The following is a 24,660-nucleotide window of genomic DNA, read 5'->3' on the forward strand; positions in this document are numbered from 1 at the left end:
TTCAGCCCGCCGGGAAAACCCGTCCGCTGGAGCCGCGCAGCACGAGCTCCGTTTCCACGCGCAAGGTCCCTGCGGGTTCCCCGCTGCCCTGCAATAAGTCAAGCAGCCGCGTGGCGGCGCCGGCGCCGCACTCGCCCAGCGGCGAACGTACGGTGGTCAGCGGCGGGGTGGTGAAGTCCGCACCGAAGATGTCGTCGAAGCCCACGATGCTGATCTGGTCGGGCACGGCCATGCCGCCGGCCTGCAGTTCCTGCATGAGGCCTATGGCCAGGAGGTCGTTGTACGTCAGCACAGCCGTGGCTCCGGTGGCCAGCACGTCGCGCGCAACCTGCCTGCCGCCGTCGACCGTTGGTTTGCTGGACTCCACGCGCACTGCCTCAAGGTGGGACCATTCGCAGGCAGCCTGTGCGCCTTCCCAGCGCCGCGCCGACATCCAGGACCGCGCGGGGCCGGCGACGAACGCCAGCTTCTTGTGTCCGTTGCCCGCTAGGCTGCGGACCGCCTCGCCAATGCCCTTGCGCACATCGGGGATGACACAGGGCACGTCCTCCACCTCGCGGTTGATGACTACGACGGGTTTGTCGCGGGCCAGGGCCCGGATGTCGTCGTCGTCCATGCGCGGGCTGGCGAGGATCAGGCCGTCCACGGTGGTCATCATGCGCCGTGCTGCCGTCAGTTCGGTGACGGCTGACTCGGCGGATTCGGCCAGCACCAAGGTGTAGTCACGCCGGGTGCCGGTGATTTGGGCGCCGCGGATGATGTCAAAAAACGTGGGGTTGGTGATGTCGGCAACTATCAGGCCGAAGGTGTTGGTCCGGCCGGTGGGCAGTGCACGGGCGAACGGGTTGACCTGGTAGTTCAGCTGGGCGGCGGCGTCCTCGATGAGCTTCTGTGTTTTGGCGCTGACCCTGCCGGGCTTGCTGAGCGCCCTGGATACGGTGGAAGGGTTGACGCCGGCAAGCTTGGCGATGTCGTAGATGGTGGCGTTGGCCTTACCGTTGCGGGCTGGCTTCTTGCCAGTTTCCGGCGATGCGGCAGGGCCCTGCGTCTTGGGTTCGGTCACCGCCCCATCCTAACGAGGAAACCACCCAACTGAGTCGCGCTAAGTGTCGTTTTGGGGCGTCAAAACGACACTTAGCGCTACCTGGTTGGGCTGCAAAAAGGCCAGCGGTTGCCAGCGCCACTTGCCGAGGCTGGTTGCTGGCCGGCAGCTAGGAGCGCTCGGGGAACTTGCCTTCGTCCGCGATGCGCTTGTTGAGTTCGGCGAGGAACACGTCCTCGTTGAAGTCCAGGCCAACTTCCTTACCCGTCCAGGCGGAAAGGTGGATGGCGTTGGCCAGGCGGACGCCGTTGATGCCGTCAGAGCCGGGAGCGAGCAGCGGGGTGCCGTCCAGGATGTTGGCGGCGAAGTTCTCCAGAACGCCGGAGTGCTGGGCACCCCACGCGGACTCGAACTCGATGACCTCGGTGGTGTAGTACTCCTCCGGGTTCAGTTCGCCCATGAAGAGCTTGCGGACATCGTCCATGCCCATGCCGTCGCTGAGTTCGCGCTCAGGCTTCTTCAGGCGTGTCACGGTGGCGGTCTTGCTGCCTTCGACGACGATCTTGCCCTGGTCACCCAGAATCTCGAAGCGGTCCGTGCCAGTCAGATCGTGCGTGGCCGTGACAAAGACGCCGGTAACGCCCTCTCCGTAGTCAGCCACCGCAGTCACTTCATCTTCGACAGCAATGTCGCGGCGGAAGCCGAAGGAAACCTTGGAGTAGACGGACTTCGGCACGCCGCAGATCCACTGCCACAGGTCCAGCTGGTGCGGTGCCTGGTTGACCAGGACGCCGCCGCCCTCGCCGCCCCACGTTGCGCGCCATTCGCTGGAGTTGTAGTAACCCTGCGGACGCCACCAGTTGGTGATGATCCAGTTACTGCGGCGGATCTTGCCGATCTCGCCGTTGTCCACGATCTCTTTGAGCTTCTTGTACAGCGGGTTGTTGCGCTGGTTGAACATGATGCCGAAGGACAGTTCCGGCTTGCTGGCAGCAAACTCGTTCAGTTCCTTGACCTGCTTGGTGTAGACGCCGGCCGGCTTCTCCACGAGCGCGTGGATGTTGCGCTTGAGCGTTTCAATGCCCATTTCCGGGTGCAGGAAGTGCGGAACACAGGTCACGACGGCGTCAACGTCGCCGCTTTCCAGCATGGCGATGTAGTCATCGTAGAATGGAGCGTCCGGGTAGGTCTCCGAGGCGAGGGCCTTTTTGGCCGGATCGGTGTCGCAGATGGCTCCGATCACCATATTGGGGACTGCACCGTCCGTGATGAACTTTGCGTACATGCCGCCCTGCTGGCCCAGGCCGATGATGCCGAGGCGTACTTTCTTGCTCACAGTTATTTATCCTTCTTTGTTGGTTGAGCTTGTCGATACCAAATTGGGGAAGTGGGTGTCGGTTAGAAGAGCTCGGACTGGCCTAGTGCAACCAGGTTGTCGTAGGACGTCTGCAGCGCTTCCCAAACCGTGCGGCCATAGAGTTCGTCCTGCTCCACCAGCAGGTATTCAGCACCGGCAGCCTGCGCTGCCGGAATGATGGACGCGAAGTCCAGGTTGCCCTCGCCCACTTCGGCGAACTGGACGACGTTCTTGAACTCCTGCATGAAGCCCATAAAGTCCCCGGAATCCAGCAGCCCCATAGCCGATTCCGGCATTTGGCCGATCCGGTAATCCTTCAGGTGAACCATGGCCGTGCGGCCGGCGTACTTTTCCAGGGTGCGGACCGGGTCCAGGCCGCCGCGCTGCACCCAGTGCACGTCGACTTCCATGCCCATGGCCGGGGAGTTCTCGGCGATGATGTCCAGCATGTACTTGCCGTCGAACTTTGCGAACTCGATGTGGTGGTTGTGGTAGTACAGGCCCAGGCCCTGCTCCTGCAGCCGCTCGGCGTATTCGTTGGCCTGCTTGGCGAAGTCGATGACGGCGCCAATGGACGTCATCGCCCCGAACGGCAGCATACCGATCCGCAGCAACTTCGAGTCCAGGCTCTTTGCGTCGTCCACAATCTTGTCAAAGTGCTCCGCCAGCGAATCGCCGGGCCGGCCCTTGGGGGTCTCCATGGCCACGGACAGGGCTGCGATGTCCATGCCCAGCTCACTGCGGGACCGGTCCAGTTCAGCGACATTTTCCGGCGTCATCGGGATTTGGGAGATCTCGACGGCGTTGAAGCCGATGTCACTGACCTTGCGGAGCGTTTCGAACGCCCCGACTTCGGTGAAGCTGTCCTTCAGCATCATTGCCTGTACGCCAATTTTGGCCACGTTATTCCTCCATTGTTGTTGCTGTTGAGTTGGTGCGGGCACGAGCCCTAGGCAAAGGCAGCTGCCTGCTCGTTCTGCTGGCGCTGTTCTTCGAACAGCCGGTGGCGGTCGGCACGGCGCTTCTCCTGGCGGTCCGGATCCGGCACGGGTGACGCGAGCAGCAACCGCTGGGTGTAGGGGTGTTCGGGGTTCCCTGTGACTACCGATGCGGGCCCCTGCTCCACGATTTCTCCGCGGTACATCACGGCTACACGGTGGCTGATGTGGCGGACCACGTCAAGGTCGTGGGAGACAAACAGGTAGGAGACGCCAGTGTCTTTCTGGATTTGCAGAAAGAGGTCCAAAACGCGGGCCTGGGTGGACAAGTCCAACGCACTGACCGGCTCATCACAGACGATGAGCTTCGGAGACAGCGCCAGGGCGCGGGCAATGGCCACGCGCTGGCGCTGGCCGCCGCTGAACTCCCGCGGCAGGCGGTGGATAGCGTCCGACGGCAGGCCAACCTGGTCCAGGAGCTCCTTCACGCGCTTCTTGGCTGCTGTCGTCTCCATGCCCTGGACGCCCAGGGATTCGGCAAGGATGTCGCCGATCTCCAGGGCCGGGTTCAACGATGTGTACGGATCCTGGAAAACCACCTGCATGTCTCGGCTGAGGACGCGGCGCTGCTTCCGGGTGGCGTGGCTGATGTCCTGGCCTTCGAAGGTGATCCTGCCGCCGCTCACCGGCGCGAGACCCAGCACAGACCGTCCCAGGGTGGTCTTGCCGGAGCCCGACTCCCCCACCAGGCCCAGGGTCTCCCCCTGGCCGATGCTGATGTTGATATCCGTCAGGGCTCGGAACTTCCGTGCACGGAACCCCTTGCCGGCGTACTCCACCACTAGGTTTTCCACCCGAAGGAGTTCTTTGCGTGCCGGCGCTGATCCCTCCGCGCCCAAGGCTGCAGATACAGTCACAGTACGTTCTCCTTGTCAGTTGGTGACGCAGTGGAAGACGAAGCAGCTGACATCAGCATGGTCATGGGTTCCTTGCCTTCCAGCATTGAAGCCAGCAGGGCCTGGGTGTAGCTTTCCTTCGGTTCGCGCAGGATCTCCCGCACGGGGCCTTCCTCCACGAGCCGGCCGTTCTGCATGACCACCACGCGGTCGCAGAGGTCAGCAACCACGCCGAAGTTGTGGGTCACCAGGATGACGCCGACGCCGAGGCGGCGCTGGAGGTCACGGATGAGGTCCAAAACGTCGGCCTGCACGGTGACGTCCAGGGCGGTGGTCGGTTCATCGGCGATGATGAGGTCCGGTTCGCAGCTGATGGCGCCGGCGATGAGCACACGCTGGGCCATGCCGCCGGAGACCTCGTGGGGGTAGGCCTTGAAGGTCCGGTCCGGGTTGACGATGCCGACGTCGGAGAGCAGCTTCATCGCCCGCCTGGTGGCTTCGGCCTTGGTGATTCCCAGGATCCGCACCATGGGGGTGACCAGCTGGTAGCCGATCGTGAAGGCTGGGTCCAGGTTGCTCATGGGCTCCTGCGGGATGTAGGAAATCCGCTTGCCACGGAGCTTGGAGAGGCGGTCCTGGTTGACCTTGTCCTCACCGGGAGCCACCGTGTAGTTGCCATCGAACTGGATGGCGCCGCCCACGATGCGTGCCGTATCCGGCAGCAGGCCCAGGATGGAGAAGGCCGTCTGGGATTTGCCCGACCCCGATTCGCCCACGATGCCGAGGATTTCGCCCCGGTCAACGTGGAAGGAAACGTCGTCCACCACCTTCTTGATGGATCCGTCGGCCTGGGGGTAGCCGACGCCAAGGTTGGTCACCTTGACCAGGTGGTGTTCGGTTCCGGCCTCGACGGCGGCAATGGTCTTGCGCGCTGCCTTGGCGGCGCTCGCTGCGGCAGCACCTTCAACCTGATGTGCTTTCTGCCTGCGGTGCTTGATCTTTTCGCCGTCTTCCAGGGCATCCCGGATGGCGTTGCCCAGCAGGACCAGGGCGCCGATGGTCAGCGCCATGGCAAACGCCGGCCAGAACAGCAGCGTCGGCGTGAGGTAGACGTTTTTAAATCCTTCACTGAGCATCACGCCCCAGGTTGCCTTGGCCGGATCGCCCAGCCCCAGGAACTCAAGTCCGGACTGGATGGCAATGGCGACGCCGGCGATCGCGGCCGTCTGGATGATGATGGGCGCTCGGACCACGGAGAAGATGTGGCGGGTGATGATACTGAGGTCGGACAGACCGGAGACGCGGGCGGCATCTACGTAAAGCTCGTTGCGTACCGACTGCACCGCTGATCGTGTCAGCCGGAAGTAGGAAGGGCTGATCAGCACACCGAACGCGATCATGGCAATCCATACTGACGGACCGAAAGCGGCCCGGATGGTGAGGAGGACGATCAGGCCGGGGAGGCTCATCAGGATGCTGACGACCCAGTTGGAGACTGCTTCGAATTTGCCGGCATAGTAGCCGGCCACCAGACCGGCGGGCAGGCCGATGGCGATGGCGACGGCGGCGCAAAGGAGCGCTGAGGTGAGGGTCAGCTGTGCCCCGAAGAGCAGCCGGCTCCAGACGTCGCGTCCTGAGCTGTCCGTGCCCAGGACGTTGACGGCGTCCGGCGCGGCGAGGGTCTTGGAGATGTTGGCAAAGTTCTCGTCGAAAGGGGCCAGGACATCGGCGAAGACGGCCATCACTGCCATTGCCAGCAAAATGACGATGGCGACAATGCCGAGAGGATTCTTGAACAGGCGCTTGAGGACTGTTGACCGGACGACGGTCCCAGTCTGGCCCGACGTGCCGGGGGCGGGCGTCAGAGCTGAGGTTTCGACGGACTCTGTCACGAGACACGCACCTTCGGGTTGAGCCAGCCGTTGAGCAGGTCAACAATGAGGTTGACCACAATAACAACGGCGACAGTGTACATAACAACGCCCATAACCACGGGCTGATCGCTCTGGGCGGTCGCGGCTACGGCGAGCGGCCCCATGCCGGGAAGGGCAAAGATCGTCTCGATGATGACCACACCGCCGAGCATGCCTATCAGCTGGAGGCTGAGCACGGTCAGGCCGGCCGGGGCTGCGCTGCGCAGGACATGCTTGAACAGGACCTCGCGTTCACCGATGCCGCGGCTGCGGAGAGTCCGGACGTAGTCGCGTTCGAGCTGTTTGATGACGGCACTGCGGATCTGCTGTGCGCCGCCGGTGACGCCATTGATCAGCAATGCGATCACCGGAAGAGCCAGGGACAGCATCCAGGCATCTGCTCCGGCGCCGGTCGAAATGGTGCTGGTGGCCGGGAATAAGCCCATCTGGATGGCCAGGATGGTCACCAGGATGATGCCGATCACGAAGCCGGGGACGGAGTCGCCGATGATGGCACCGATCTGGACCACACGGTCCACCCAGCCGCGCTTCACCGCTGCGGCAACACCAATGAGAGTGGCGATGATGGCGATCAGAATCATGGCTACAATCACCATGGTCATCGTGACCGGGATGCGGGTAGCGAGGGCGTTGGCCACGGGTTCAGAGGTGAACCAGGATGTGCCCAAGTCCCCCTGCAGGGCTCCCGTGAGCCAGCTGAAGTAGCGCGTCATGATGGGCTGGTCGAGCCCCAGTTCGGCTTCTTTCACGGCCAGCTGCTCCGGTGTGGCCTGGTCGCCCAGGATGTTCCGCGCAATACTGCCGCTCGATACGTAAAGCAGGGAAAAGACGAGGATCGAGACGGCGAACAGGACTACGAGTCCGCTGCCGAGGCGTTTAAGGATGAAGGTGATCATTGCTGGCTCCAGTGAACTGGCATAGATTGGTTGCCCGGTCCGGCAGCCCATCGTGGGTGGTGGGCTGCCGGAATGGCGCAGGTTTTTGTGTGGCTACGTCCCTGGTAATTCCTGGCGGATTACTTGGCGGGTGAGTAGTTGTAGATCGACGGAACGGCCTGCTGGACCTGAGGTTCCACCGCGACCTTGGAGTTGTGGTAATACATCTGGTTCACCCGGTACAGCGGGGCGAACCATGCCTGCTCCACAACGTACTTGTTGACTTCCTGGGCCGCCTTGCCGGCGTCCTTGCCACCCTTCTCGACGGCATCGATCTTGGCCTGGAGCTCGGGAGTGGTGTTCTTGAACGGGTTGTAGAGGGCCTTCGTGGAGACGATCTGGTTGGTGGCCACCCACGGCTCACCCTGAAACAGCGAGAATAAGATGGCGGTGAACTTCTGCGCCGAAATGTCCGTGGTGTAGGTATTGGTGATCGCGGCGCCGACGTTTAGTGTGATCCCGATATCGGACAACTGCTGTTTGACCACCGCGAGCTGGGTTTCGAAGCCCGGGACAGCCGGGACGTCGAGGACCACGCCGGTTTCGTAGCCGGCTTCCTTGAGGAGCGACTTGGCCTTGGCCGGATCGTAGCTGTAGTAGTTCTCCAGATCCTCAGTCCACGCCCCGCTGGCCTTGCCGAACGGCTGCGAGGTCGGGGTGCCCTGGCCCATCAGCACCTGGTCCACAATGGTCTTGCGGTCAAAGGCGTGGTTGATAGCCTGGCGGACCTTGACGTTGCCCAGCGCGGGGTTCTTGGTACCGTCGCGGTCCATCAGCAGGAGACCCTGCCAGTCCACCTCGGTGGCTACCAGGTTCATCTTGGCGCCTTCAGCCTGCTTGCCGGTCTTGGGGTCCAGCAGCGTGGCGTCCACCTGGCCCGAAACGAGGGCGTTGGTGCGGGCGGTCAGGTCAATCAGGATCTTGAAAGTGACTTTCTCGAACTTCTGGATGTCCTTGTTCCAGTAATCCTTGCGGGCCGTGAACACAGACTGTGAGTCCTTGACCGTGGCCGCCTTGTCCATAACGTATGGGCCGCTGCCCACGGGCTCGGTCTTGATACCTTCGGTGCCCAGCGCCTTCGGGCTGCCCATCAGGCCGGCTGCCTGGCTGAGGTAGAACTCCAGGGACGGATCCGGGCTTGTGAGGTTCAGTTCGATCGTGTCGGCATCCACAACCGCGACGTCGGAGACGGCGGTGAGCTGGGCCATCTGCGGGCCGTTGGCCTTCTTGAAGTGGTCCAGGTTTGCCTTGGCTGCCTCAGCGTTGAACGGGGCGCCGTCACTGAAGGTCACGTCCGTGCGGAGGTCCACGGTGAGCTTGGTGTTGGTGTCGTTGTACTTCCACTCGGTGGCCAGCATGGGGCTGAGCTTGCCGTCCGGTTCCCGCAGGACCAAAGAGTCGTACGCGGCTTGGTAGGGCTGGAGGTAGTGGCCGACGTGGGCCTGTGCCGGATCCCAGGAGCGCATTTCCTGGATGGCACCCACGGTAAGCGTCGTTGTTTTGGCTGCTGCCGTGCCGCTGGTGGCGCTGCCGCCGCAGGCTGTCAGTGCCAGTGCTGCACTGACGGTAATGGCGGCTGCTGCCGCCTTGGGACCTAACTTCATTGTTGGCTCCTGAATCTGTGGAACGTGAGTGGGATGAATCCGGCCGGTGTGGCGTGCACCACACCGACCTTCCGAGATTCAGAATACGCATAATTGCCATCTTTGGCAACCGATTGTCAATACTGTTGCAAAATCGGCGAAAACGGCCGCGAATGAAACGTTTCTAAAGCTTTCAACCGGTTGCCACCAGCGGTTAGGAAACCTGGGCCGCCGCGTCAGGGTAGCTCTGGAGGTAGATTTCCTTGACGATCTTCAGCGATTTCTCCGCCTCCTCCGGGTCAATCCAGAAGGGTCCGGACTCCCCGAGCCGGGCATAGAAGTCGCTGATAAGCAGCTCGTGCGAGACACCCCAGTAGGCGCGGCCGCCGGACTCCACCACTCGCTCCGGGACAACGTCCACCTGGCCGTCCGCATACGTGACGGTCAAATCCCCGCGAAGACTGAGAGTCGCTTTTTCCGTGACAATGTCCAAAGTGACCGGCGCGTTCACCGCGTTGGCCAGTGTGGCGTAGAAGGCGCTGCGGGCACCGTTGGCGTGCTCGGCAACAAACTCCGCCGTGTCCTCCACCTCGATGGCTTCGCCCAGGAACCTGGTTGCGGCGTTGCCGGACAACGAAACGATGTCGCCCACCAGCCACTGCAACAGGTCAACGGTGTGGATCGCCTGGTTCATCATGAGCCCGCCGCCACCGCCTTCCCAAGTACCGCGCCAGGGCCGGCTGCGGTAATAGCCCGCGTCGCGGTGCCACAGCACCGTGGCGGAAGCCCCTACTAGCCTGCCCAGTTCGCCGGAGGACAGCAGTGCGTGCATGGCCTGCGCGGTGGAGTTGTAGCGGTTTTGGAAGCAGACGGCGATCTTGGCGGTGCTCACCTTGGAGGCCTCTACCAGACGCCGGCCCTCCTCGAGCGTGTGCGCCAGCGGCTTTTCCACAATCACGTTGACCCCGCGGCCAAGGCAGTCCGCGGCAATAGCAGCATGGGTGTTGTGCGGGGTGGTGATGTGCACAACGTCCGGACCGATGGCCTCGATGAGGCTGGCGTGGTCCGGGAATCCCGGAACGCCGTAGACGGCCACAGTTGCCGCAAGGCGGCCGGGGTCCGTGTCACAAACCCCGGCCAGCCGCGCGCCGTCGAGCTTTGCAATGGCCTCAAAGTGCACGGCCGATACATCACCGCAGCCAATAACCGCAGCCTTGAGGCCGGTCATGAAAGCTCGATTCCGTTCTTGGCGGCAAGGATCGCGAAGGCGCGGGCCGCATCGCCGAAGGCAACCGGCCCTGAGAAGCCGCCCAGTTCATGGTGGCTGGCCAGGTGCGGTTCAAGGGAGGCAAATCCTGCGTAGCCGTCCGCCTTCAGGGCCGCAATGGTGGCGTCCAGTTCGCCATCGCCCTGACCGGACGGCACCACCTCACCCGTGGCCATGATGGCGTCCTTGATCTGAAGGTATTCCAGGTACGGGCGGAGCATGGCGTAGCCGTCGGTGTAGGGCCGGACGCCCACCTGGACGAAGTTGGCGTTGTCCCAGGCGGCACGCAGGGCCGGAGAGTCGACGGACTCCATGATGTCCAGGACGCGCTGCGGCGTATCGCCGTAGATGCCCTTTTCATTCTCGTGCAGAAGGACGACGCCGGCACTCTCGGCTTCAGCGGCCAGTGCACGCATGCGTGTGATGACGTCGTCGCGGATTTCCTCCTGCGTCTGTTCTTCGCCACGGAAGAAGGAGAAGATCCGGATGTACTTTGCATCGAGGCCTTTGGCCACGGATATGATCTGGCGGAGGCGCTCCACCTCGTGCTCCACAGGCAGGCTGATGTCCACCTTGCCGATGGGGCTTGCTACTGCGGAAACCTTCAGGCCTTTGGCGTCCAGGATTTCCCTGAGTTCGGATACCTGTGCCGGCGTCAGTTCGGAGACATTGACCCCCCAGGCGCTGCGTACTTCGATGTAGCTCGCACCCAGGGCCAGCAGGACAGCAGCCTGGACGGAGGGATCCGGATCAACCTCGTCGCCGAATCCTGAGAGCGGCCAGACGGTCTTTGATGTTTCGGTCACGGAAATCTCCTTAGGTGTGCCCGCGACGGGACAGCCTTGGTGCCGTTCCGGCGCACGGGTGACTCAGTTCACAGCAAGTGCTCCCCTAAGTCTAGACAGCACAGCGATTAATGACAACCGATTGCCAAGTAGTTGCATGCTGTGGCAATCTAGGAACTACAGGACTGTGGCAACCGTCACAAATGCCTCCTGTCATCCCGTTCACTGAGGAGCGCCATGGCGATGCAAGCGGCCGGAACAGACCGTCCTGCCACCATCCACGACATCGCCGCCATGTGCGGGGTGGCCGCTTCCACCGTGTCCCGGGCACTCTCCACTCCGGAGCGGGTCAACATCCGCACCCGCGCCCGCATCGAAGCAGCGGCCGCCGAGTTGAACTACACGCCGAACAGCCAAGCGAAGGCGCTGAGCTCCGGCCGCACCGGCGCCGTCGGCGTTCTGGTGCCTGACATCACCAACCCCTTCTATTTTGACCTCATCCGGGGCACCCAGCTGCAGCTCAAGGCGGCCGGCTACACGCAGCTGCTCGTGGACACGGAAGAGTCCGACGAGGTGGAGGCCTCCACCCTGGAGCAGCTGCGCAAGAGCGCTGACGGAATCATCGTCGCCGCGTCCCGGCTCAGCGATGAGTCGCTGCTGGCCGCGGCCGCCAGGATCCCCATGGTGACCATCAACCGTGATGTTGCAGGTGTCCCCGCGGTTATCATTGACACACCGTCCGCTACCAGCCAGGCGCTTGACCACCTGATTTCGCTGGGGCATTCCCGGGTTGCCTACATTGCGGGGCCTTTGACGTCCCAGTCCAGCGAACGGCGTTGGGCTGCTCTGACGGAGGCGGCCCAGGACCGTGGCGTCGAGGTGCGCAGCCTCGGCCCCTTTGCGCCGAAGACACAATCCGGTGCAGCCGCAGCAGACGCGGCTGTGCACAGCGGCGTGACAGCTTGCATTGCCTTTAATGACCTCATTGCCATCGGCATGCTCCAGCGTTTGCGCGAACGCGGGATCCGCGTGCCGGAGGAGATGAGCATCGTGGGGTGCGACGACATCTTTGGAGCGGACTTCTGCAACCCCCCGCTGACCACCATGGCTTCACCGATCGAGCAGGCCGGCCGGGTCGCTGTGTCCATGTTGTTGGCCCAGCTCAACCCGCTCGCCGGCGGCGGCATCCGCAACCGTTCGGTGATGCCCACGCATCTGACGGTCAGGAGTTCCACGGCCTCCGCGCGGAACTCCTGACCGCTTGGCTCCCGTTGTGCGCCTAGAGGGGGACCGCCGGGGTGTCGGCCGCTGCACCGCTGAAGGTCTTGCGGTTGATGTCTATCAGCAGCAGGGCAATCGGAACGATCAGGATGGCAACACCGGCGCCCCAGAGGAAAACCAGGGAGTAGCCGGCCGACAGCGCAGCCAGTACCGCTCCCCCGGCCGCAGCTGTAGCTGAGGCCGGGATGGTGCTGAAGAGCGCGATGCCCAGCGATCCGCCAACCTGCTGCGAGGCATTGACCAGCGCGCTGGCCACGCCGGAATCATCCTTGTCCACACCGAACAGGGCGAGGTACTGCATCGGAACACGGACAAAGAAGCCCCAGCGGCAGCTGCCGCTGGGGCTTCGAAGCAACAGGTTCCGCTAGAGCCGGTCCGTCTGGTCTTCGCCCTTATGGCCGGACCCGCGCAGGTTCTCCTGGACCTTGCCGAACAGATCCTTGATGGTTGATTCGGCGTTGGTGAGGACATCCACCGGCAGGTAGACCTCATGCGTGAGCGGCAGGTCGTATTCATCCTTCAGGTGCGTGCCGTTCCCCACTCCGTCCAGGGACAGGTAAACCATGGCCTCCGTACGGGCGATTCCAGCGATCTTGCCGAAAACAACGGTGAACTCGTTCGGCTGGAAGCTAATGGTCTGGCCGACATGGCTACGGCCAAGGTCACCGGCGGTAACGGCCTTTTCCTGCTGACTGCGGGTGTATTCCATATCTACTCCTCAAGGTCGCCGACATCTACGCCAGCAGTCTAGCGTCGCCCTCTTGGGACGGTACATAGTGCAAGACTGGGTTCGAGCCCAACCACACGAGCCATCGGGAGCTGCCATGACCACCCACCCCCGCCCTTCCGCCTCCGCCAGCAGGGTCCTGGAGCTCTTCGGGATCGACGTTCCCGTGGTTCTTGGCCCGTTCGGCGGCGTCTCTTCCGTACAGCTCACCGCAGCAGTGAGCGACGGCGGCGGGCTGGGTTCCTACGGCCTGTACGGGTATGACGGCGGCGCCATCCGCAAGACCGCAGCCGAGCTTCACACCGCCACCGCGAAGCCCTTCGCCCTGAACCTCTGGGTGCCCAACGGCAGTGAAACTACAGTCCTGCCGCAAGAAGAGTTCGACCGCTGCGCCAGTGCCCTGAAGCCCTACTTCGAGGAACTGGGCATTCCCCTTCCGGACATGCCCGCGCGGTACATGCCGGACTTCGGCGAACAGGTGGAAGCGGCGCTGGAGGCGCGCCCTGCCGTCGTGAGCTTTGTCTTTGGCGTGCCTGCCCCGGCCGTTGTGGAAGAAGCGCACCGCCGCGGCGTCAAGGTCGTCGGCACGGCCACCACCGTTGCAGAAGCCGTGGCGCTGGAGGCAGGCGGCGTCGATGCCGTGGTAGCCAGCGGAATGGAGTCCGGCGGCCACCGGGTGTCCTTCCTGAAGCCCGCGGAGGAGTCACTCGTTGGAACGTTCGCCTTGGTCCCCCAGGTGGCCGATGCCGTTTCCATTCCAGTGATCGCCGCCGGTGGAGTAGCCGACCGCCGCGGCTTCGCGGCGGCCATGGTTCTGGGCGCTGAGGCCGTGCAGGTGGGAACGGCGTTCCTGGCCACCCGGGAGTCAGCCGCCGTGCCCGCCTACCGGAACGTACTGCGCAGCACCGCCGCCGCACAGACGGTGTTGACCCGGGCCCTGAGCGGCCGGTTGGCCCGTGGCATTCCCAACCGCATCATTGCCGAGCTTGAAGAGGGCGGCACTGTTGCCCCCTTCCCGGTACAGAACTGGCTGACCGGCCGCTTCCGGCCAGAGGCAGCCAAAAGGGAAAACACGGAACTGATGTCCCTGTGGGCCGGGCAGTCCGCGCCGTTGCTGCGGTACGACACCGCAGCGGAAGTCCTTGCCGAGTTGCTGGCCGGTACCCACTAACTGTCATACTGCTCGCCGTCTACGTAACGCTGGCCCGGCACCCGCCGCCGGCACGGGGCCGGCAAGGGATCACCGATAGAATCTGAACGACTATCATCTGACCGGCGCCGCACACCCGCGCCGGTCCGGTCACCGGGAAGGGAGAAGCTGTGCGCGCGCACCGTCAGCGGACGCCCTTCCATTTCCTCCGCTCGTCCGCCGTGGCCACAGTCATCCTGACCCTCGCCGCCGGAGCACACCTTGCCGGCGGCGGAGAGCTCCCGGCTCCGGCCATCCTGCTGGCAGTCCTGGCACTGACCGCCCTCGGCAGCACCACCGCCACACGCCTGCGGCTGGGCTTTCCGGCAATGGCCGCCCTGCTGGGCGGTGGTCAACTGGCCCTGCACAAACTGTTTACCGCCTTCGGCCCGGCCGCCGTCGGGGCAGCACCAACTACGGCTGCCCCCCATGAAGCCCACCTTGCCGGCGCCGAAATCCTGGCTCCCGCCGCCGCCCAACTCCACGGAGCGGACGCTGCGTCCGGGCCCCTGATGCTGGCCGCGCACGCCCTGGCCACACTGGGCTGCGCGATCCTGCTCGCCAAGGGTGAAGCGGCCCTGTGGGCACTCGCCGCCTGGCTCCGGCCCCTGGCCGCGCTGCCCCGCGCGGTGGCGCCCGCCACTGTTCCGCCAACTCTGGCCGGCTTCCCCACCTTCGCAGCGCCGCTGCGTCCCTGGCGAAACCTCCGGCAAGACAGCCGGCGCGGCCCGCCTTCCGCCGTCGTACTTCCCTGCTAGAACCGCCGCCGCACCTCCTGCAGGCGGCAGCACATCAGATTTTGGTGCTCCCGGCCACGCTCCGGCCCAACGGTGAGCACGCCAGAAAGGCAAATCCATGAACACCTCAGCTCTTCGCCGTACCCTCCAAACTGCCGCCGTCACCGGTGGCGCCGCAGCCCTGCTGCTCACCGCCGCGGGTGGAGCCTCGGCACATGTCGGGGTGACGCCGGACAAAACCGCCGCCAACTCCCACGCCCTGCTCACCTTCGGCATTCCGCACGGCTGCGATACCTCCAGCACCACGAAGGTTGCCATCACCCTGCCGCAGGAACTGAACGACGCACAGCCCACAGTCAACCCCAACTGGACGGTGGAGAAGGTTACCGAGCAGCTCGCCGAGCCAAAGAAACTCGCCGACGGAACGTCCATCACCAAGCGGACCAGCCAGATCGTCTACACCGCAAAGGCACCTCTGGCCCACGAGCTGCGGGATGCACTGGTGCTCTCCGTAAAACTTCCTGATGCAGCCGGCACCACGCTGTACTTCCCCACCCTCCAGAGCTGCGAGACCGGGCAGACGGACTGGTCGGAGATCGCCAAGGACGGCCAGGACCCACACTCGCTGGAGGCACCTGCGCCGTCCATCACGATCACCCCAGCTGCCGGCCCCGATGGACATGGCGAGGCCGCGGCAACATCGCACACCGCTGAAAGCCCCGCCACCGAGCAGGCGTCAGCAACGGACAGCGGGGCCGACGTCCGCAGCTGGTCGGGGCTGGCAGCGGGCATCGGCGGCCTGGTGCTTGGCGGCGCAGCCTTCCTGCGCAGCGGTTCGCGCCGCAGCGCAGCCGGGGCATCGGGCAAGTAGGAGAAACGCTATTGATACCCGGATCATCACGATCCGGGCATCAAAACGCTCGGCTGCGTGCTGGCATCATTGACGCGGCCCCACACTGCCGCCAAGGTGGTGCCATGAGGTCTCAGCGAATTTCACATGGGTTGGTTATGACGACGGCGGCCGCGGCGGCTGCACTGATGCTTAGCGGGTGCGGCCCTAGCGCAGCGCAATCGCAGGGGACGACGGCGACGGCGCCGGGCGCCAACTCGGCGAGCCCCGACGCACCGTCCGCACCGCCGGCTGCGTCAGGGACGCCGTCGGCGCCAGGGACGTCGTCAGCGTCAGGGACGTCGTCGGAAACGCCGTCCGCACCGGCGCCGGCTCTAGCCAAAACCGGGGCACCGGCCCTCTGCAAGGCGGCGGGACTCTCCGCCGCAACGGATGCGTCAGGCGGCGGAGCAGCGGGGAGCGTTTATATGAAGCTCAACCTCACCAACACGGGCACTGAAGCCTGCGTCCTTCGGGGTTTTGCAGGGGTGTCCCTCGCCGCTGATGCTGCAGGCGCCCCCATCGGCGCACCGGCCACCCGTGACGAAGCCACGGCACCCGTTACCGTCCTGCTGGCCCCCGGCCAGACGGGCTCGGCAGTCCTGCGCTATACACAGGCCGGGAACTACCCCGACTGCACCATCGTGGATGCCGCCGGCTACCGGATCTACCCGCCGGAGGACACAGCATCCCTGTTCCTTCCCCAGCCGACGAAGGCCTGCAGCAACGCCGATATCACCCTGCTGACTATTGGGGCCTTCCAGCCCGCGTAAAGGCATTCCCGCTGTCCCGCTCTACTTCCCTGCTTTCCCCGGCGAATCGGTGCCCCGATAAGTGCACAGATAACTGCAGGCGGCCCGGCAAGGTGCCGGGCCGCCTGCAGTTGGCTCCGCCCGCTGGGGCGTTTGTTGAGGTATCTAGTGTGCGGTGGTGGTGCGTCCGGCGCGGGCGGTGCCGCGGGAAAGGGCAACGCCCAGGCCGATCATGCCAACCCCGAGGACAAAGTGCAGCCAGTTGTCTGCGGTGTTAACCGGGACGAAGTTCGCGGCCGTGTCGAGTCCGATCAGCAGGCCGTAAAGCCAGAGGACCAGGTAGATGGCGCCACCAACGAGCAGGTAGTTCCTTGACTGTGCAGCGCTACGGGCCATGGCGATGCCGGCCGCCCCAAACAGGAGGTGGACGATGTTGTGCAGAATTGACACCTGGAAGATCCCCAGGAGCAGGGCCTTGGATTCATGCCCCGCGAAGCCCATGGTCTCGTAGTTGGAGGTGATGCCCGGGATGAAGCCCAGGACGCCCACCAGAAGGAACACTGCGCCCACGGCAAGGGCAGCTTTTTGGATGTTTGTCCGGCCTCCGGTGCGACCGTCGGAACTCATGCTTGTCATGATTACTCCTGCTGTTGTCGTAAACGTTCACATCTGGCTGCCGGGTCGCGCCTGAACCATAGACTTAAACACCGACATCATAAGTATACTTAGCAACTACGCCACGCATAGATCAGGATCTATAACAGACCCATCACAAATGGCCCGCAAGGGCATGGACCAAAAGGCAGGCTGAGCAGGGATGACGTCGATTTGGTTGGATCGCGCGAAGACTTTCACGTCAGATCCGTTCGAGCCCGGAAGCAGCTATGACACCGTGGTGGCAGGCGCCGGACTCACCGGCCTGGTGACCGCACTCCTGCTGGCCCGTTCGGGGCAAAACGTCCTGGTGCTGGAGGCCCGCCATCCCGGTGCGGTAACCACCGGGAACACCACCGCCAAAGTGACACTGCTGCAGGGCACCTTCCTGTCACAGCTGGCCCGCCAGTACTCGCAGAAGCAGGTGCAGGCGTACGTGGATGCCAACCGCGAAGGCCAGGCGTGGCTGCTGCGGTACCTCGAGGAACACAAGGTGGCCTTCCAGACCCGGGACGCTTTTACGTATGCGGCGTCCGCGCAGGGGACGGAAAAGCTCCGTGAAGAGGTCAGTGCCGGCACCACCGCAGGACTGGACATGGAATACGTGCGCGACCCCGGGCTGCCGTTTCCCGTCCACGGCGCCGTACGCCTCGCGGACCAGGCGCAGATCAACCCCGTGGAGGTGCTGGACACCCTGGTGTCGGACATCCGCGGCCGCGGCGGCTCGATTGTGGGTGGCGTACGGCTGCAGGACGTCACCGGCTCCAGCCCTGCCACTGTTCACACAGACCGGGGCACCGTCACCGCCAACGAAGTGGTACTCGCTACCGGCATTCCGGTGCTGGACCGCGGACTCTACTTCGCCAAGCTGAAGCCCAGCCGTTCCTATGCGGCGGCATTACAGCTTCAGGAGGACCAGGTTCCTCCCCCAGGTATGTACCTCTCGGTTGAACAGCCCACACATTCACTGCGCGACTACGAGGTGGACGGCCACCGACTGCTCCTGGTGGGCGGGCACGGACACCACGTGGGCCGCGCACGGTCCGAGAAGCACCATCTCGGAAGCCTCCTCGACTGGGCTGTGCAGCACTACCCCGGCGCGGTAGCCACCCACACCTGGTCCGCGCAGGACTACATGCCCACCAACCTCATGCCCTTCTTCGGGAAGTTCCCGCGGGGCAAGGGCCACATCTACTTCGGCACGGGCTACAACAAGTGGGGCATGACGAACGCCGTGGCTGCCGCCGTGGGCATTTCGGCTGACATCCTGGGCGGGAACGTGCCGTGGGCAAACACTATCCACCACCGGGTCACCTCACCCTCCGGTGCCTTCTCCGCCGTCGCGCTTAATGCCGGAGTGGCAGCCAAGCTTGCTTCCGGCTGGGGGCAGGTCGCCGCCGAGGGCCTGCGAAAAGAGAGGAAGGAGCCGGCGCCGGAAGCTGCCCCGGTGGTTCCGGCCGAAGGCCAGGGCAGGGTCTACCGTGAGGGATCAAAACCGGTGGCCGTCTCCACTGTCGACGGCACCACCTGCAAACTTTCGGCCGTTTGCACCCACCTGGGCGGAATTCTGCACTGGAATGACAGTGAGCTGACGTGGGACTGCCCCCTGCACGGCTCCCGCTTCGACAGCGAAGGAAAACGCCTTGAAGGTCCGGCCACCAGGGACCTTCCCGCCGCAGGAAAGGCTTGAGCCAAGGCAAGGGGAAGGCTGGCACCACTGTCGGTGGCCTGGGGCATGATGGAGGCATGAAGCAGGAACAGCCCACCGCCGGCGGCCGGGACAACGGCGTGCGGGCTCCCATGGCCCAGTTCAGCAGGCCAACACGCGACTGGTTCCTCGGCGCCTTTTCAGAGCCGACGCCGGCGCAGAACGGCGCCTGGCAGGCCATCTCCTCGGGGTCGCACGCGCTGGTAGTGGCTCCCACCGGCTCGGGCAAGACCCTCGCCGCGTTCCTATGGGCGCTGGACCGGCTGCTCGGTTCCTCCTCGACGGCTGCTTCCGGGACGCCAACGGCGGAGGCGCCGGCAAAAGGCAAGCGCGCCCGCGCACCCAAACGCAAGACCCGCGTCCTGTACATCTCGCCCCTGAAAGCCCTCGGCGTGGACGTGGAGCGAAACCTCCGCTCCCCGCTCATCGGCATCACCCAGACCGCCAAGCGACTCGGGTTGCCGGCGCCGTTGACCACGGTGGGTGTCAGGTCCGGGGACACCACGACGGCGGACCGCCGCGCACTGCTGAGCAGTCCGCCGGACATCCTGATCACCACACCGGAATCGCTCTTCCTGATGCTCACATCCAAGGCCCGCGAAACCCTCACCGAGGTGGACACCATCATCATCGATGAGGTCCACGCCGTCGCCGGGACCAAACGTGGAGCCCATCTCGCTGTCTCCCTTGAGCGGCTCGATGCCCTGCTGCCCAAACCGGCCCAGCGGATCGGGCTATCGGCCACCGTGGAACCCAGGGAACTCGTTGCGCAGTTCCTGGCGGGCACCGCGCCGGTGGAAATCGTTGCCCCGCCGGCGAAAAAGAACTGGGACCTCACCGTTTCCGTGCCGGTGGAGGACATGTCCGACCTCCAGGCGGCTGCGGGCGCGTTCGACTCCGGCCCGGCCTCCGGCCTGCAGCCCCAGGCATCGATCTGGCCGCACGTGGAGGAAAAGATCGTTGACCTGGTGCTGGCCAACCAGTCCACCATCGTTTTTGCGAACTCCCGCCGCTTGTCCGAACGGCTCACGGCACGCCTCAACGAGATATACGTGGAACGGCAGCTGATGGCGGAAGGCGGAGGCTGGGACGATCCTGTCCCGGCCGGGCCGGCGGCCTTCAACGCAACGGCCGGAGCGCCGGTATCTACAGCCACACCCGCGCACATGATGGCCCAGGCGGGAACCTCCGCCGGGGCAGACCCGGTGCTGGCCCGCGCCCACCACGGATCCGTTTCCAAGGACCAGCGCGCCCTGATTGAGGACGACCTCAAATCAGGCCGGCTGCGGTGCGTGGTGGCCACATCGTCACTGGAACTTGGCATCGACATGGGCGCGGTGGACCTGGTGGTGCAGGTGGAATCGCCGCCGTCGGTAGCCAGCGGCCTGCAGCGGGTGGGCCGCGCCGGCCACCAAGTGGGGGAAGTATCCCAAGGCGTCCTCTTCCCGAAGCACCGGGCAGACCTGGTGCACACAGCCATCACCGTGGAACGGATGCTGGGCGGGAAGATCGAGCGCCTCAGCATCCCGGCCAACCCCTTGGACATCCTGGCGCAGCAGACCGTGGCCGCCACGGCGCTGGGCAGCATCGATGTTGAGGAATGGTTTGCCACCGTCCGCCGCTCGGCCCCGTTCGCGTCCCTCCCCCGGTCAGCATTCGAGGCGACCCTGGACCTGCTCGCCGGCCGCTACCCATCCGACGAATTCGCCGAGCTTCGTCCCCGAATCGTCTGGGACCGCAACGCGGGCACCATTGAAGGCAGGCCCGGGGCCCAGCGCCTCGCCGTCACCTCAGGCGGCACCATTCCGGACCGCGGGCTCTTCGGCGTCTACATCATCGGCACCGAGGTTGAGGGATCGGCGTCGCCCTCCACTGATGGCAAGCCTTCGCCCGCACCCAAGGGCGGCCGGCGGGTGGGCGAGCTGGACGAGGAAATGGTGTACGAATCGCGTGTGGGCGACGTCTTTGCCCTCGGCGCCACCAGTTGGAAAATCGAGGACATCACCCACGACCGCGTGCTGGTCTCCCCCGCTTTTGGCCAGCCCGGCAAGCTGCCGTTCTGGAAAGGCGATTCGCTGGGCCGTCCCGTGGACCTGGGCCGCGCCCTGGGTGCGTTCGTGCGCGAACTGTCAGCGTCCGACGTCGGGCCCGCCACCGAGCGCTGCCAGGCCAGCGGCCTGGACGCCTTCGCGGCCAACAACCTGATCCAGTATCTCAGTGAACAGAAACAGTCCACTGAGGTGGTGCCCAGTGACACCACGCTGGTGGTGGAGCGTTTCCACGACGAACTGGGCGACTGGCGGGTGATCCTCCACAGCCCCTTCGGAATGCCCGTGCACGCACCCTGGGCGCTTGCAGTGGGCCAGCGGCTCCACCAGCGGTACGGCATGGACGGCTCCGCCATGGCCGCCGACGACGGCATTGTGCTGCGTGTGCCCATGATGGAGGATGAACCGCCGGGAGCCGAACTGTTCCTGTTCGATCCCGAGGAACTGGAACAGATCGTCACGGCTGAAGTAGGCGGCAGCGCGCTCTTCGCCTCACGCTTCCGTGAATGTGCCGCCCGTGCCCTGCTGCTGCCGCGGCAAACTCCCGGCAAGCGGCAGCCGCTGTGGCAGCAGCGGCAGCGGTCCGCCCAGTTGCTGGACGTAGCGCGGAAGTACCCCACGTTCCCCATCGTGCTGGAAACGGTTAGGGAGTGCCTGCAGGACGTTTACGATCTCCCGGCGCTGAAGGACATCGCCGCGTCCGTGGAGCGGCGCGAGCTGCGGATCGTGGAGACCACCACCTCGCAGCCTTCGCCGTTCGCGAAGTCACTCCTGTTCGGATACGTTGCACAGTTCCTCTACGAGGGTGACTCACCCCTGGCAGAGCGCCGGGCCGCTGCCCTGGCCCTCGATTCCACCCTCCTCAACGAACTGCTGGGCCGCGTTGAGCTGCGCGAACTGCTCGACGCCAAGGTCATCGACGCCACCGAACGGGAGCTTCAGCGCCTGGCACCGGACCGGCGTGCGCGAGGGGTGGAGGGCGTCGCGGACCTGCTCCGGCTCCTTGGTCCGCTGGCGCCGGAGGAAGCGGCAGCAAGGCTCCAAAGTGAGGAAGCCGCAGCCCCGGAATCACAGGCCGCGGCACCCCCTGCAGAGGCGCCGGTTGTAGAAGCACCGATGGCCACGGAAGTGCCCGTTGGAGAACCAACAGACGCCGAGCTCGCGGCGGACGTAGCCGGCCAGCCGCCGGTACGCGAGATGGCGCCTGCCAGCACCGAGTCCGCCACCGGGCACCTGCTGGCGCTGCAGCGCGCCAACCGGGCCATCAGAGTCAACATTGGCGGCGTTGAGCGTTTTGCAGCGGTCGAGGACGCCGCGCGGCTCCGCGATGCCATCGGCGTACCCCTACCCATGGGCGTCCCGCTCGCGTTTATCGAGCCCGTTGCGGATCCCCTTGGTGACCTCGTATCCCGCTATGCCCGCACCCACGGGCCCTTCACCGCGGCCGAAGCAGCTGCCCGGCTTGGCCTGGGCGTGGCAGTGGTAAGCACAGCCCTGAAGCGCCTGGCAGCGGATGGACGGGTGGTGGAAGGCGAATTCCGGCCCCATACAAGTGCGGCTGACAACGGAAGCACTGCCGCCGTCACCACTTCCAGGGATGGCCTGGAATCCCCGGCGCAGGCACCGGCGGGGGAACCGGCAGAACCCACGGAAGCGCTGCGCCCTGCCACGGTCAGTGAGTGGTGCGATGCCGAGGTCCTCCGCAAGCTGCGCCGTCGGTCGCTGGCAGCGCTGCGGGCAGAGGTGGAACCTGTGGACGCGTCCGCCTACGGCCGCTTCCTGCCGGCGTGGCAGCACGTCCGCACCCCGGGCGCGGACCGCGGCCAGCCCGCGCTGCGCGGGTTGGACGGCATCATCACGGCCATCGACCAGCTCTCCGGTGTTCCGGTTCCTGCCTCGGCCTGGGAGCCCCTGATCCTGGCCAGCCGCGTCTCCAATTATCAGCCAGCCATGCTTGATGAACTCATGGCCACCGGCGAGGTCCTGTGGTCCGGAGCAGGAGCACTGCCCGGAAATGACGGCTGGATCAGCCTGCATTTGGCCGATTCCGCCGAGCTGACGCTGAATCCGGCCATGGACTACGAGCCGGGTGACGCCCAGCTGCGGCTCCTGGACCACCTTCGCAACAACGGCGGAGGCTACTTTTTCCGGCAACTGACCGAGGTGGCCGGCGGAATGGACTCGGTTCTTAGTGACCAGGAGGTTGTCACCACGTTGTGGGACCTGGCGTGGGCAGGCCGCATCACCGGTGATACGTTCGCGCCTGTCCGGGCCCTGATCGCCGGCGGGCACACAGCACACCGCCAGGTTGCCCGCGCTCCCCGGGCAAGGGCTCCGCGCCTGAGCCGGTTGGGCCGCTCCCACGGAACCGGGTTGTTGGGCTCTGCTGGAGGGGGCAGCGGACGCTACGGAACGTCAGCGGGCACGGCCACGCCTCCCATGGCGGCAGGCCGCTGGTCCGCCCTCCCGCAGCCCGAACTGGATCCCACCATCCATGCCCGGGCCACCGCCGAGCTCCTGCTTGACCGCTACGGCGTGGTCACCCGCGGCTCGGTGATGGCAGAACAGATCCTGGGCGGATTCGGCCTGATGTACAAAGTCCTGGCCAGGCTCGAGGAAGCCGGCCGCTGCCGCCGCGGCTACTTCATCGAGCACCTTGGGGCAGCCCAGTTCGCCGTCCCCGCCACCGTTGACCGGCTGCGTTCGTACTCGGAGGACAGCCAGCTCGCCAAGCCCGAACCTCTCGCCCTCGCCTTGGCCGCCACCGATCCCGCCAACCCCTACGGCGCTGCCCTCCCCTGGCCCGCCCTTCATGACGAAGCCGGAACCGGGCACCGCCCCGGGCGGAAGGCGGGCGCATTGGTGGTGCTGGTGGACGGGGCACTGGTCCTCTACGTGGAGCGCGGCGGAAAAACCCTGCTGGCCTTCAGCGACGATGACGCCATCCTCGCCGCAGCCGGTGCGGCACTGGTGGGTGTGGTGACCCGCGGCGCTGTCGACAAGCTGATCATGGAGAAAGTGAACGGGCACGGGCTCCTGGACACGCCTGTTGCCGCTGCGCTCAGCTCCGCCGGTGCCTACTCCACGCCGAAGGGACTGAGGATCCGTGCCTGAGGGGGACTCGGTCTGGCGGGCTGCTAGCCAACTGCACCAGGCCCTGGCGGGACAGAAGCTCACCGCGTCCGATTTCCGCGTGCCCCGCTTCGCCACACTGAACCTGGCCGGCTGGACCGTGGCGGAAGTTCTGGCCCGCGGCAAACACCTGCTCATGCGGGTGGAGGGTCCGGAGGACAAAAAGCTCACCATCCACTCGCACCTGAAAATGGAAGGAACCTGGCAGGTCTACCCGCCGGGCGGCAGGTGGCGGAAGCCGGGATACACGGCCCGGTGCGTGCTGCGCACACCCGTAGCGGACGCCGTCGGGTTCTCGCTGGGAATCGTTGAAGTGGTGGCTACGGCCAATGAGGACTCCATCGTGGGGTTCCTTGGCCCGGACCTCCTGGGTCCGGACTGGGATCTGGATGAAGCGGAGCGGCGGGTCCGCGCTGCCCCGGACGTACCCATTGGTGTCGCCCTCCTTGACCAGCGCAACCTCGCGGGGATCGGCAATATCTACCGCTGTGAGGCGTGCTTCCTTTCCGGCGTGCACCCTGCAACCCCGGTGTCGGCCATCCAGGACGTGCGGACCATGATGACTGATGCCAAGCAGCTGCTGGAGGTCAACCTCGGCCCCGGCCGCCGGGTAACCATCCTCAACGCCAAAGGCTTGCCGGTAGGGAGAATGGCCGGACGCCCCGGCTACTGGGTCTACCGCAGGGAGCACCAGCCCTGCCTCAAATGCGGAACACCCATCCGGCGGGGCTCCCTGGGAAAGTTGAACGGCGATGAAGAACGGGACATCTACTTTTGTCCCAAGTGCCAGCCGCTTCTGCCTTAGG

Annotated in this window: 20 protein-coding genes and 1 pseudogene; 8 read left to right on the top strand and 13 right to left on the bottom strand. The window is 65.2% G+C overall.

Annotation, left to right across the window (positions count from 1 at the left end; genetic code table 11):
• Position 1: 1 nt before the first annotated feature.
• From CXQ88_RS05400 to CXQ88_RS05440, 9 genes are all read right to left on the bottom strand, one after another.
• The gene (locus CXQ88_RS05400; protein WP_104043147.1) at positions 2-1,063 is read right to left on the bottom strand and encodes a LacI family DNA-binding transcriptional regulator; all 1,062 of its coding nucleotides are present in this window, start codon (positions 1,061-1,063) and stop codon (positions 2-4) included.
• 148 nt (positions 1,064-1,211) lie between these two features.
• Positions 1,212-2,378, bottom strand: coding sequence for a Gfo/Idh/MocA family protein (locus CXQ88_RS05405; protein WP_104043148.1), 1,167 nt, complete (start codon positions 2,376-2,378; stop codon positions 1,212-1,214).
• 62 nt (positions 2,379-2,440) lie between these two features.
• Entirely contained in the window at positions 2,441-3,301 is an 861-nt protein-coding gene (locus CXQ88_RS05410; RefSeq protein WP_258061694.1) for a sugar phosphate isomerase/epimerase family protein, read from the bottom strand.
• Positions 3,302-3,348: 47 nt separating this feature from the next.
• Positions 3,349-4,254: an ATP-binding cassette domain-containing protein gene (locus CXQ88_RS05415; RefSeq protein WP_258061695.1), complete on the bottom strand. Its 906-nt coding sequence runs from the start codon at positions 4,252-4,254 to the stop codon at positions 3,349-3,351.
• Positions 4,251-6,125 carry a dipeptide/oligopeptide/nickel ABC transporter permease/ATP-binding protein gene (locus CXQ88_RS05420; protein ID WP_104043149.1) on the bottom strand — a complete coding sequence of 625 codons (1,875 nt, stop codon included), beginning with the start codon at positions 6,123-6,125 and terminating at the stop codon, positions 4,251-4,253. The genes CXQ88_RS05415 and CXQ88_RS05420 overlap by 4 nt, the downstream gene beginning before the upstream one ends.
• Positions 6,122-7,063, bottom strand: a complete 942-nt coding sequence (locus CXQ88_RS05425; protein ID WP_104043150.1) for an ABC transporter permease — start codon at positions 7,061-7,063, stop codon at positions 6,122-6,124. Before CXQ88_RS05425 ends, CXQ88_RS05420 begins: the two co-directional genes overlap by 4 nt.
• Positions 7,064-7,182: 119 nt before the next feature.
• Positions 7,183-8,706, bottom strand: coding sequence for an ABC transporter substrate-binding protein (locus CXQ88_RS05430; protein WP_104043151.1), 1,524 nt, complete (start codon positions 8,704-8,706; stop codon positions 7,183-7,185).
• A 193-nt stretch (positions 8,707-8,899) separates the two neighbouring features.
• A complete protein-coding gene (locus CXQ88_RS05435) occupies positions 8,900-9,913 on the bottom strand; it encodes a Gfo/Idh/MocA family protein (RefSeq protein ID WP_104043152.1) in 1,014 nt (337 codons plus the stop codon).
• Positions 9,910-10,758 (bottom strand): sugar phosphate isomerase/epimerase family protein, encoded by an 849-nt coding sequence (locus CXQ88_RS05440; RefSeq protein WP_104043153.1) that lies wholly within the window; start codon positions 10,756-10,758, stop codon positions 9,910-9,912. The genes CXQ88_RS05435 and CXQ88_RS05440 overlap by 4 nt, the downstream gene beginning before the upstream one ends.
• A gap of 222 nt (positions 10,759-10,980) precedes the next feature.
• Between CXQ88_RS05440 and CXQ88_RS05445 the strand changes: the two genes are divergently transcribed.
• Positions 10,981-11,994 (top strand): LacI family DNA-binding transcriptional regulator, encoded by a 1,014-nt coding sequence (locus CXQ88_RS05445; RefSeq protein WP_104043381.1) that lies wholly within the window; start codon positions 10,981-10,983, stop codon positions 11,992-11,994.
• A gap of 22 nt (positions 11,995-12,016) precedes the next feature.
• On the opposite strand, the gene CXQ88_RS05450 is transcribed toward CXQ88_RS05445, so the two are convergent.
• A complete protein-coding gene (locus CXQ88_RS05450) occupies positions 12,017-12,319 on the bottom strand; it encodes a hypothetical protein (protein ID WP_258061696.1) in 303 nt (100 codons plus the stop codon).
• A gap of 63 nt (positions 12,320-12,382) precedes the next feature.
• Positions 12,383-12,727 (bottom strand): hypothetical protein, encoded by a 345-nt coding sequence (locus CXQ88_RS05455; protein ID WP_104043154.1) that lies wholly within the window; start codon positions 12,725-12,727, stop codon positions 12,383-12,385.
• 115 nt (positions 12,728-12,842) lie between these two features.
• On the opposite strand from CXQ88_RS05455, the gene CXQ88_RS05460 reads away from it, so the two are divergent.
• The 3 genes from CXQ88_RS05460 (at position 12,843) to CXQ88_RS05470 (ending at position 15,542) form a co-directional block, all read left to right on the top strand.
• Entirely contained in the window at positions 12,843-13,916 is a 1,074-nt protein-coding gene (locus CXQ88_RS05460) for an NAD(P)H-dependent flavin oxidoreductase (protein WP_104043155.1), read from the top strand.
• Between the two features lie 149 nt (positions 13,917-14,065).
• Positions 14,066-14,692, top strand: a complete 627-nt coding sequence (locus CXQ88_RS05465; protein ID WP_104043156.1) for a hypothetical protein — start codon at positions 14,066-14,068, stop codon at positions 14,690-14,692.
• A gap of 97 nt (positions 14,693-14,789) precedes the next feature.
• Positions 14,790-15,542 carry a YcnI family copper-binding membrane protein gene (locus CXQ88_RS05470; protein WP_104043157.1) on the top strand — a complete coding sequence of 251 codons (753 nt, stop codon included), beginning with the start codon at positions 14,790-14,792 and terminating at the stop codon, positions 15,540-15,542.
• Positions 15,543-15,654: 112 nt separating this feature from the next.
• On the opposite strand, the gene CXQ88_RS22580 is transcribed toward CXQ88_RS05470, so the two are convergent.
• Positions 15,655-15,903, bottom strand: coding sequence for a hypothetical protein (locus CXQ88_RS22580; protein ID WP_306736459.1), 249 nt, complete (start codon positions 15,901-15,903; stop codon positions 15,655-15,657).
• Positions 15,904-15,982: 79 nt separating this feature from the next.
• Between CXQ88_RS22580 and CXQ88_RS22585 the strand changes: the two are divergent.
• A pseudogene (locus CXQ88_RS22585) lies at positions 15,983-16,333 on the top strand (DUF4232 domain-containing protein); the annotation flags it as partial.
• A 144-nt stretch (positions 16,334-16,477) separates the two neighbouring features.
• Here CXQ88_RS22585 and CXQ88_RS05480 read toward each other — a convergent pair.
• Positions 16,478-16,948: a DUF4383 domain-containing protein gene (locus CXQ88_RS05480; protein ID WP_219816300.1), complete on the bottom strand. Its 471-nt coding sequence runs from the start codon at positions 16,946-16,948 to the stop codon at positions 16,478-16,480.
• 181 nt (positions 16,949-17,129) lie between these two features.
• Between CXQ88_RS05480 and CXQ88_RS05485 the strand changes: the two genes are divergently transcribed.
• From CXQ88_RS05485 to CXQ88_RS05495, 3 genes are read left to right on the top strand one after another with little or no spacing between them, the layout of a single operon-like run.
• On the top strand, positions 17,130-18,656 hold the full coding sequence (locus tag CXQ88_RS05485; RefSeq protein ID WP_104043159.1) for an FAD-dependent oxidoreductase: 1,527 nt from the start codon (positions 17,130-17,132) through the stop codon (positions 18,654-18,656).
• A 56-nt stretch (positions 18,657-18,712) separates the two neighbouring features.
• Positions 18,713-23,836, top strand: a complete 5,124-nt coding sequence (locus CXQ88_RS05490; RefSeq protein ID WP_104043160.1) for an Lhr family ATP-dependent helicase — start codon at positions 18,713-18,715, stop codon at positions 23,834-23,836.
• A complete protein-coding gene (locus CXQ88_RS05495; RefSeq protein WP_104043161.1) occupies positions 23,829-24,659 on the top strand; it encodes an Fpg/Nei family DNA glycosylase in 831 nt (276 codons plus the stop codon). The genes CXQ88_RS05490 and CXQ88_RS05495 overlap by 8 nt, the downstream gene beginning before the upstream one ends.
• Position 24,660: the final 1 nt, after the last annotated feature.

It is taken from the genome of Arthrobacter sp. ZGTC412 (assembly GCF_002929215.1).
Taxonomy (GTDB): Bacteria; Actinomycetota; Actinomycetes; order Actinomycetales; family Micrococcaceae; genus Arthrobacter.